Here is a 9,633-nt window from a genome sequence, read left to right as displayed (position 1 = left end):
GGCTACGTCTCACTGATAGTGATATCACAACCGTCTGGTTCTGATGATGCTGAATACTGGATCGCGTATCCTTTCTCAATGCGGGAGTCACCAACCTGTGTTTCAAGAATGAGTTCAAACTCTCCGCTCTGCTCATCCTCTGTACAGGATGTACCTGCACCGGGGACGAAGGCAAATGGTGACCGAGAACTATAGACCGTGATTTGTTCCCCAGCACCTACGATGACTTCATTGACCTCTGAGTCAGATTGCGGGTCGTATATCCCGCTAATATCATCGCTGTCTGCATAATTCGTACCTTCTTCATCAGAGGGGTACGGGACATCCCCAATGAAGAGTAATTTCGTTATTGCATCCGGGCCACTACCTTGATTCTCAACCGTCACGAAGGCTTCTTCTGCGATTTCATCTCTCGGTCCATCCCACATCTTTTCGGGCTGGTTTCTCCCGATTCCCATCTCGACGATTTCGAGATCTGGCTGAAGGGAAAGCGACGTCTCTGCCACGGTTTCCTCGTCTCTCAGCGCAATCACACTGTAATCTCCAGGTGCGTAGGATGTCCCGATCTCGAACGAGACCTGTTGAGCCCCTGCGGCCACGTCACGGGTTCCGAAGAGCTCTCCGTTCGGCTGGATGAGGTTGATCTGGTCGACGTCAGCGTCAGGGGAGAGTTCGACAACGAGCGTGGTTCCTTCGACAGCGACTCGTTGCAGTGGGCCTTGCCCGTCTGGAGAGTCAGTTCCGTCACCGGGCGTGCCAGAGTCTCCATCGTCGGTCAGGCAGCCTGCAACGCTTACAAGCGCGGCACCTGCGGCTGTTCGGAGGACGTTTCGTCTGCTGATAGTTGGGTTGTTTCGTATCATGGATCTCGTTGGAAGAGGTCTTCTGGACCGAGCATTCGGAGGAGACGGTGTCCAGCGTAGAACATCACGAAGAACGGGATGAACTGCCAGAAGATCTCGAAGAGAAACGCGAACCACCCGTCGATGGTTCCGAGTGGATGCCAACGGGCAGTCGCCGTATCACTCACATAGGCTGGATTATGCCCAAGCCACGAGCCTGGGTGATATCGGGCCGTGTAGATCCCAGGATCGTCAACGGTTACAATGGCTATCCCGGACGCATTGGTCTCGACCTGCTGGCCGGCGATGGTGATGTATCCGTTGCGGGTGGTTCCCCCAATCGGATACCAACGACTGCTGTCGTCGAGGATGATCGGTGCGCCAGTTTCGTCGTCACGGAGTTCAATTCGGAGCGTGGCCTGTGACTGATTCTGTTGCAGAACCTCCGCCGTAAGGTTACTACGACGGAGCTGTCGTTCAGAACCCGCGGCAGGCTCGACGATCGACGCGTTGACTCCTCGAACGATACCTGCAACGTGGAGAGCGTCCCGATCGATAGCGTCGGCTCGAACGGCGACACCGTACGTCGTCGTGTAGGACTGATTTACGACCTCGATGTTGACGTTCTCACCGATGGTCCCCGCCGGAGAGGGCCGGTCAGTCCCCCACGTGTCGACAATTTCCGGGCCGTCCCGAACAGGCTCTGCACGCGGTCCAATCCGGGAGGGATACGCGTGGACGAACACGGGGATCGCGTCGGACTCTACTTCGGTACTAGCGGTTCGGTTGGACCGCACGAGCCCGTCCCAGCTGGTGTCTCGGGCAGTGTAGAATCGCCAGACACCACGAACTCTCGTGTCACCGTCCTCAGTAAGCGTGTACCCCTGCCAGGGACGGGATTGGAAGATGGCAACGCCGGAATCCCCGTTCGGATATTCGGCGTAATAGGGGTACGCGGAGAGGTCGTAGACCTCAACGTCAATTGAGTCCGAGACGTTTCGCGTCTCCTCACGGTAGACGACATCAACATTGGTTCCGTTGACAACGTCGGTCCGGGTCGTCTTCTTCAGTCGGACGTGGACCTCTGCTTCGAGGGTGAGGGTTGCGCTCCAGTCATCGTCGATCTGGTAGTCGATGGCCGGCGTGTGTGATCCATCACTCTTCGCGATGGTCTCCCCGTCCTTTTGCAACCGAACTTCCTCGATCTCGTGATCCGTAAGTGACCACTGGATAGTGCTGTTACCCGAAGAGCTCCCGTTTGGGATACGGACGCGGTAATCGACGAACCCACGCATCGTGCCATTCGGGGCGATGTACAGTGGCGTTTCACCGGATTCGAGGTGGCCCCGAGTTGACGGCTGAACTGCGAACACTGTTGCGTGAGCGTCCTCGATGAATACACCGTCCTCAAGGGACGCATGAGGTGGATGGACGGACGTATCCGACCCACCGGCTTCGAGGTCCGTGAAATCGTTTCGAGTCCACGTCGCTGCTGTCTCGGGCGGGCGTTTGAACGTAATATCCGTCCCGTTCGCAAGCTGGTGGATTGACGTCCGCTCGTCACCGTAGCGCTGGCGATACTCCTCTTGACTGATGTAATTGTCCGCATCGCGAGACCAGAGTGTCGCTGACTCGTTCTCAGTGAGTCCGTTATCTTCCGTACCCGGTCGCGGCGGATTCGCCGAGACGATACCCGTGACTAGGCTAGTCACGCAGAGGGCTGCGATGAGTACGGTTAGTTCGCGTTGTTGTAGGGGTCTCACGATGAGAGGGGAGTGAATGGCTTACCAGGGGACGAGATCAACACACTGCGCCAGTGGGAGGCCCATCATCGATCCGGCGACGGTGTACAGCGGGCCGAGGATAACGAGAACCACAGCGGACTTCATTGCCGAGCGCTTGTGGCGCTTGAGTCCCTTCTTCTGGTCTGGATTGAGCGTGAACATCTCGATGAGGGAGTCTGCTTGCCAGACGACAGCGAGACCGACAATGCCCAGCCCAGTGGTTAGCTGAAAGAAGCCCTCAATCATTCCGGGAAGATTGTCAGCGTTGCATACCGCGCTCTGTGATGTTTGTTGAGCGAGCGCTGGTTCAACTGCGATGAGGGAGAGAGCTGCGATGGTGAGGGGGAGCTTCAGTCCAACAGTATTCCGTGCAGTGGTTTTCGGCTTTTCTTGTGGGGAATCTGTATCTGGTCCTTGCATGCGTGTCTATGGTTAGCTGTTCCATCGTCCGATAGATCACGAGCTCGTAGCGGATGCGTGGAATCAGCGTTCAGTTCTATCAGAAACAGACCGGGTATATGAATCTGAACATCCGAACGTATTCTTAAGAAACTCTTTGTATCTCCTAGCATCTGATAGGATAGGTAAGAAACGCATCGGGGGATATATACATCTTTTCGGACGACAGTGCAGGTATCCACATGTATCGGGAAGTGAATTGGGCAGTACCTGCCGACCCATACATTCTCGAAGAACTAGGCGAGTACGATGGCTGGCATACGGCAAAGAATCTCGAGATCAATACGGACTTTAGTCGCCAATGGATCTCTCAGCGCTGTCCGGTATTTGTTGATCATGAACTCGCTGAGCGTCATGAAGAGGAGCCCGCATACCGTCTCACTGATTTCGGCGAGCAAATCCTCAACGGTGAAGCAGAATACGAAGAACTCAATGAAACAAAGGATTGAGTAGTATGAGAATTAGCAACGAGCGGCGGACCGACGATTGTTGGTTAGCACATATTAACCAACATAACGTCGGTGTCATCAATAGCGTTGGTTAATAACTACTCGAAGATACGCAGTCACTCAGTAGTTCACGGTGCGTGATAATAGAAAGAACGGGAAATCGGGTCCTTAGTGGTGCTATTCGTCCGGCTCTGGTACCTGTTGTTCTCCGGGGAATACAGGATTGCCGTCTGCCTGTCCAGTCGCTCCAATCAATTCAGCACTGACAGCACCTGCGATGTCCGCCAGCATCGGCCTGTGGAATGCCTCCCCACCATATGCGAATGCAACAATATCCAGCAAATCACGGAGATAATTCTGCGTATCGTACGCCAAGATATCTCTATGAACAATAATCAGCTCATCGTCGTGTTCACAGGTCACCATCCTCGAGGAATCTGTTGTCCGCAGTGACTCCGAAACTTTCGCTTCCCACCCCTCACCCGGCAGTGCAACCCATGAGAACACGTCGTGCCGCAACTCCCACATCTCCAGTTCCTCGTCCGTAAGATCATCCTCGTCCACAAACTCGTAGCTGAATGACTCTCTGAACTCCTCACGATATTCTTCAGCTCCCCGAATTTGATCGCCGTTGACGTCAGTGGTGTCCTCGATGTCCGGCTTGATTCGGTCCGGGATAGTAACGACCTCATAGCCGTCTGAGCGAGCATTGTCGAACAAGTTTTGACTGCGGTTTTGCTCGTCATGTGTCGCCACCACGACGTCCCGCTCCGCGTTCAAGATCTTGACCGCGTGGACCTGCACTGGCTTCCAGTCCAATTCGTCGTGCGTCTCACCAGTCACGAACTCGTTCAAATCATCGACTAATCGCGATGCAACAGTCTCCGACTCACAGGATTGCAGGATTTTCTTCACTCGCGTCGAGTACGCCGTCCTCCCCACGTTCGACCGCTCACGATTCAGCGCGTCGTTGATTTTCTTCGTCGTGTTCGTGATATCGTAGCTAAACAGGAAGTTCGGCTCTGACGCAACACGAAGACCGCTCACGAACACTGACGCATCCTCGTTCTCCGGGACTTCGTATACATCCCCGAATCGGGTCTGTTCCAGTAGTTCTGCGTCAGTGTAACCAATGAAGTTCTGCTTTGCCGTCTCAATATCCTCGTCCGTGATACCATCCAGTACGGCCTCTGTGCCTTCGATGTCTTTCTCCGGCGGGTGGATCTCAACGTGAAGGGTCTCGATTTCTTCGAACCCGTGTTTCGGGGCTTCCTTCACCGTGAATGTGTTGTGAGGTGAGTGAATCGTGATGTCAATCCCGTGACGGTGACAAGTCGCAATTGCGTCCTTGATCCCAACACCGAACTTCCCGATCACCTTGTCGGGGTTGTTCAGCTTCTCTTCGTCTTCAGCTTGGGTGAGATGCTCGTACCGGAATCCGCGTCCATAGTCCCGGATATGCCACGTGCCGTTGTCGCTATAGATATCTGGATCATCCGTGTCCGTGAGGGCTGCCTCGTCCAGGGCGTTCGCGATGATTTCGCGGGCTGCGTCTGCTGGCCCCCACGCCTCTAGGACTTCCTCCATGTTCAAGTCAAATTCTCGTGTCGATGTTGACATACAGAGATGGTCACTATACAGTCAAATAATAGTGATTATAGGCGCGTGCGTCTGAACCACTAATTCCTTCGTAGGTAGGCGCAGGCAGTTATGGATCTGAGGCGGGTCGAAGATCTCTCCACCGCAGGTGTTCGATTGTGCCCTCATCAATCTCAACGCTGAACAGATGCGAGTCACGTGGATCTCCTGTTTCTTGGCCAGCGTCATCTTCAAATATTTCGACGATTGTACCGTATTTTCGATGGAGACGCTCATGATCGGGGTCAGCCTCATCCGGAATATCGACTCGAACCCGATCTCCAACCTCAAATCGTCTCATTGCTTGGTTTTACTGCTACTCCGCCCTGTCAGTTACGACTGGTATCGAAGGTAAACAGAAGCCCGTGGTTTATTCTATGACACGCTGCAGTAAATCAGAACACCAGGGAGGTTGGGTTGCGAATGACGTAAAACGTTCCTGGGTTGTGTTCCATCCACCGTCCCATAGAATAAACTAGCGTATAGCAGTCAGTTTCAAAAGAGAACCTTATCCCCTGCCAGCAGACGCTACGAGGACAGTCTCGTAAAAATCCGATATCAAACCTGAAAAGTGGGTGTCCTCAGGATACTTCTACGACCTGATCGTTGGGATCGCCAATGATGTATAGTTCAGTATCAACCGCCTCTAACCACTCCTTGCAAGTCAGCAGTAGAGTATTGGTGTTATTCGACGACCGGGCCTTGTCATGGTCCAGTCCCGGTTGCACGATATACACTCTGAAACTCCACTCGTTCGGCTGAAACTTTGTTTCGATTTCATCAAATGCTTCCTCATTCAGTTTGAATCCCTCGACACCAGTATTCTCTTGACGGTAGCGAATCCGCTTTGGAAGCCTACTGTTCCTGATCCACGCTATACTCCGGAATACCTGATCAACGACATCACGAACGTCTTCGAGACGAGCACCACTCTTATTGCTCTTTTTGCAAGCCTTACAGTGATAAAGACTGATTCGCTTTTCCGACGGCTCAAATTGGACGTAGTCTGCTATCTCACCGCTCGAGTGATCACGGAATAGGACCTGCTCACTCTCACCGTTTCCTTCGATAAAGTCCTCTACCCAAGCGTGAACATGGATGAGTCCATCGCCATCGGTGTCGTCGTCATCAATCGAGTATTCCCCCCACGTAGCACACCCTGACCAATCGATCTTCGATTCGTCAACAAAACAACTCGGTGGAACCTTTGAGAGTTCTTGTTTGACCTTGTGTCCACGTCCGTTATAGACTAGGGTCCCGTCACCGGTACAGAAGTACAACGGATAACGGTTGAAAAACACCTCCCCGGTCAATTTACTGATCTTGTCTCCACTATCTATCCTGAATTGACAATTAGCGAGTTGTCCAGTCAGTTTATTATCCGCAATGTTGTACGTACCAGATAGCGACTGCGCTGTCTCTTTAGGGGTATAGGAAAATTCGACTGCAGTGGGCTCATCGGCCTGATAGTTTATATCCCTCAGAGCAGACTCCTTCATAGGTTGCCATCCACCCTCCTCATATACTTCGCTCGTGTCAATCTCAATATTGAGTTGCTGAAGCGCAGGATTATGAGTCCCGTATACTGGTTCTGCGGGGAACTCGTCGATTCGACTAATCTCGCCTAACCCAAGTTTAGGTGCGGCAGATTCAAATTCATATCTCTCAAGTTTGCTCACAAGTTCCTGACACCACGAAATGAAATCATCAATTCCTTCCCTACCCGTGGACCACACTCGTCCCTGGTCGTTGCTAATGCCAATGATCTCTTCATCAACTTCTGCAACTGCATGGCCTTGGGCGAAGGCCTGTGCATCTGTTTGTCTCACAGCTCCTTCCACCCGGTCACCAAGATACATTTTGTAGGAAGGGAGACTACCAGATGGCCCCAGTGCGTTGGCTAGTCCTGCGACTTGGTATTCAATATCGACCTCTGCCTGCAGCATTCGGACGAGCGATTCACCGCCGTATAGCTCGATTTCATCGGATACTATCTGGCTACGAATACGATTCGATAGCTCATCTGATGAAGAAGCTTCAAACAGGGTCTCGGTTCCGTCGTGATAGTAGTAGAGATGGAGATCATATTCTCGGTATTCCAGCGGGGTTCTGGTTCCCCAGGTCGGTTTATCGATTTGCTCGGTGATCAGCCCAAGAAACACCTCATCGGATCGGGGCAGTTTGTAGACGATGGTGTCGTCGTCAAGTGAAATGTCAGCTATCAAGTCGACGTCAGACTCCGTACTCTCGTAGAGCCGAGTACTTCGGTATGGCTGGAGGTCTTGCTCATTGACTCCTCGGAGCGCATCTTGTCCGGCAGTAGTCGCTGCTACGTTCGTCTCGATGTATTTGTCGACGAGTTCTGGAACAAGTTGCCGCCAGCCTGCGTCCTCATGGTACAATCGCTTGACGACATCATCAACCCCGGCTTCACGCAACTTGTCTGGGTCAGCGATGACTGTTGCAGCGACATCTGCATTCTCTGCGGGTCGAGTGACACGACCGATGAGTTGGAGTGTGAACGCAAACGACTTCGGGGGCTGATGAAGCACTGCAACCTTCAGATCAGCAATATCAACCCCTTCACCAAGCATACCAACAGCTACGACTCCATCGATATCTCCTTCTCGAAGTGCGCTGATTGTCTCCGCATTTTGCTTGGAGGTGCGATCGGAGTGAATTGCCTCAACTTCCAAGTCCTGATTACTATAGATCGTCTCCAGATCCCGAGCAGTATCGATGTGGTCACATCGTATTAGAAGCTTAGCGCTGGAATAGTCCGTTCTAATATCTGCTAACTTGGTAGCTGCCATTGTTGCCAATTTGCGATCAGGATCGTCAGCACGATACGTCGAGACTTCAGTCAAAGACAGCGGCTGATACAACTGTTCTTCCATCGCATTGCTCAGGGGATAGTGATACACCATCCGACCGGGTAGCGTCTGCCGGTCACGGCGAAATGGAGTCGCGGTCAATAGAACTCGCTTAGCACTGTCTACGGCCTCAAGTAGCTCCATCCAGCTGGGAGCACGGATGTGGTGTGCCTCATCGAAAAAGACAAGATCAAATTTCTCCTCGGGAGGACTGACAATAGAATTTGGATACTGGTCTGAGTCATAGACCTTGCTAATATTGTGAGGGAGAGTAACTACAACATCTTCATCCAACTCGTCCCACATCTCCTCGTCAGTGACCCTGGAGGTAACTGTTGCAACAGAGGGGGTCTCGAGTTTGTCATCAACAACGCCGGCTTGCCTCAGTCCATCGAGTCGTTCGAATTTCGCTGCAGTTTGGGTGCGAAGCACGTCAGATGCGGTCACGATGAGTACTTGCTTCTCACTCAGCCCAAATGCCAGCAACATCATCAGTGCTGTCTTCCCAGAACCAGTCGGCATCGACACTAGCGCTGGCTCATCTTCGTATGCCGTGAAGTGGCTCTTTACACCCCAGAACCCACCTGCTTGGCAGGAACGAACCCCCTTGATACCTTCCGAGCCGAACTGCTGAAAATCGATCTGATCAGCATAATCGGCAAAGTAGCCCATTGATTACTGTCAATATGGGGAATATGTAATGAAACTACTGTTGGGATCCGCGTACCTCATCGCAGAGAGGGTCGACAGGAAAGTATGATTCTCAATAATATATTCCCCCATCTCCCATAATTGTGCGCTTCAAGACCTCTAGGCCTATGTTGAAAGACCGAAACAGAGTATAGCAGTGCACATCTAACACCACAAACACTAAGTGATGTGCGGCCACACAACTTTTTGTGGCGGTAGATATGCGCGAAGGCGGAACACGGCTTGAAATCCTTGCTGCAGTCGCGTCACTCGAGCGCGACCAGGAGGTGCCGCCCCGCCAGAAGGACATCACAGAACAGGTCAGCGTGACACGCGGAACTGTCTCAAAGACGTGCAGTGCGCTCGTCGATGAAGGCCAGCTGCTCCTCGACGACGGAGAATACCGCGTTAACGAGGAAATGCTCCTGCTCATCTACAAGGAGCATCTCGAGAGTTACCTCATTCGGGATTCCGCGAACAACGGATTTGCGGATCTCGTCGAGGCACGGAACGAGATTCGGATCGAATTGAAAGGCGAACTCCGGCAACTCGTTACCGACGGTGACGACGGCCGACGCCGCCTGATGATCGATATCCTGCGTGAGGTGCTGGTGTACGCGTTGTCCTTCCGCGAGATCCAGACGCTCCGCGACTACCTGTTCGCGGTCGACCACCTCGTCCGGACGCTCGCCGCCCACATCACCACTAACCACAACTTCGACGGTTCGGACGTCGCCCACTCCGACGGGATCCGGCTGTTACTCCTCATCGCCGTCACGCTTGACCGCGGGTACGCGATGCTGGCCCGCCTTCGCGCAGCCCACGAGGAGCTGGAAGATCACCTTCCTGGAGCACCGCCCGAAGAGCAGATGATCGACTACCTGACGACCCAGTAATA

8 protein-coding genes are annotated in these 9,633 nt (G+C 53.0%); 2 read left to right on the top strand and 6 right to left on the bottom strand.

Annotated features, from left to right (window positions below):
* Window positions 1-2: 2 nt before the first annotated feature.
* The 3 genes from NGM10_RS17750 to NGM10_RS17740 all read right to left on the bottom strand — a co-directional run bounded on the left by NGM10_RS17750 (window position 3) and on the right by NGM10_RS17740 (window position 3,046).
* Complete coding sequence (locus tag NGM10_RS17750; RefSeq protein ID WP_253484814.1) at window positions 3-863, bottom strand: hypothetical protein; 861 nt, start codon at window positions 861-863, stop codon at window positions 3-5.
* Window positions 860-2,554 (bottom strand): DUF8186 domain-containing protein, encoded by a 1,695-nt coding sequence (locus NGM10_RS17745; protein WP_253484812.1) that lies wholly within the window; start codon window positions 2,552-2,554, stop codon window positions 860-862. Before NGM10_RS17745 ends, NGM10_RS17750 begins: the two co-directional genes overlap by 4 nt.
* A gap of 72 nt (window positions 2,555-2,626) precedes the next feature.
* A complete protein-coding gene (locus NGM10_RS17740; protein WP_253484811.1) occupies window positions 2,627-3,046 on the bottom strand; it encodes a DUF7985 family protein in 420 nt (139 codons plus the stop codon).
* A gap of 221 nt (window positions 3,047-3,267) precedes the next feature.
* On the opposite strand from NGM10_RS17740, the gene NGM10_RS17735 reads away from it, so the two are divergent.
* Window positions 3,268-3,534, top strand: a complete 267-nt coding sequence (locus tag NGM10_RS17735; protein ID WP_224215096.1) for a winged helix-turn-helix domain-containing protein — start codon at window positions 3,268-3,270, stop codon at window positions 3,532-3,534.
* Between the two features lie 177 nt (window positions 3,535-3,711).
* On the opposite strand, the gene NGM10_RS17730 is transcribed toward NGM10_RS17735, so the two are convergent.
* The 3 genes from NGM10_RS17730 to NGM10_RS17720 form a co-directional block, all read right to left on the bottom strand.
* On the bottom strand, window positions 3,712-5,154 hold the full coding sequence (locus NGM10_RS17730; RefSeq protein ID WP_253484809.1) for a hypothetical protein: 1,443 nt from the start codon (window positions 5,152-5,154) through the stop codon (window positions 3,712-3,714).
* 88 nt (window positions 5,155-5,242) lie between these two features.
* Entirely contained in the window at window positions 5,243-5,473 is a 231-nt protein-coding gene (locus tag NGM10_RS18440) for a DUF8139 family protein (protein WP_253484807.1), read from the bottom strand.
* Window positions 5,474-5,753: 280 nt separating this feature from the next.
* Entirely contained in the window at window positions 5,754-8,717 is a 2,964-nt protein-coding gene (locus tag NGM10_RS17720; protein ID WP_253484804.1) for a DEAD/DEAH box helicase, read from the bottom strand.
* 239 nt (window positions 8,718-8,956) lie between these two features.
* Here NGM10_RS17720 and NGM10_RS17715 point away from each other — a divergent pair, with 239 nt between their 5' ends.
* Complete coding sequence (locus NGM10_RS17715) at window positions 8,957-9,631, top strand: hypothetical protein (RefSeq protein WP_253484802.1); 675 nt, start codon at window positions 8,957-8,959, stop codon at window positions 9,629-9,631.
* Window positions 9,632-9,633 lie beyond the last annotated feature (2 nt).

The sequence above is a fragment of the Halorussus salilacus genome (assembly GCF_024138125.1).
GTDB lineage: Archaea > Halobacteriota > Halobacteria > Halobacteriales > Haladaptataceae > Halorussus > Halorussus salilacus.
The sequence above is the reverse complement of the archived record's forward strand: the minus strand, read 5'-3'. Positions and strand labels throughout refer to the sequence as shown.

Excerpts from the sequence above, each read along its gene's own strand:
- NGM10_RS17750 (WP_253484814.1), bottom strand. The coding sequence starts at position 863 with ATGATACGAAACAACCCAACTATCAGCAGACGAAACGTCCTCCGAACA.
- NGM10_RS17740 (WP_253484811.1), bottom strand. The coding sequence starts at position 3,046 with ATGCAAGGACCAGATACAGATTCCCCACAAGAAAAGCCGAAAACCACT.
- NGM10_RS17735 (WP_224215096.1), top strand. The coding sequence starts at position 3,268 with ATGTATCGGGAAGTGAATTGGGCAGTACCTGCCGACCCATACATTCTC.
- NGM10_RS17730 (WP_253484809.1), bottom strand. The coding sequence starts at position 5,154 with ATGTCAACATCGACACGAGAATTTGACTTGAACATGGAGGAAGTCCTA.
- NGM10_RS18440 (WP_253484807.1), bottom strand. The coding sequence starts at position 5,473 with ATGAGACGATTTGAGGTTGGAGATCGGGTTCGAGTCGATATTCCGGAT.
- NGM10_RS17720 (WP_253484804.1), bottom strand. The coding sequence starts at position 8,717 with ATGGGCTACTTTGCCGATTATGCTGATCAGATCGATTTTCAGCAGTTC.
- NGM10_RS17715 (WP_253484802.1), top strand. The coding sequence starts at position 8,957 with ATGCGCGAAGGCGGAACACGGCTTGAAATCCTTGCTGCAGTCGCGTCA.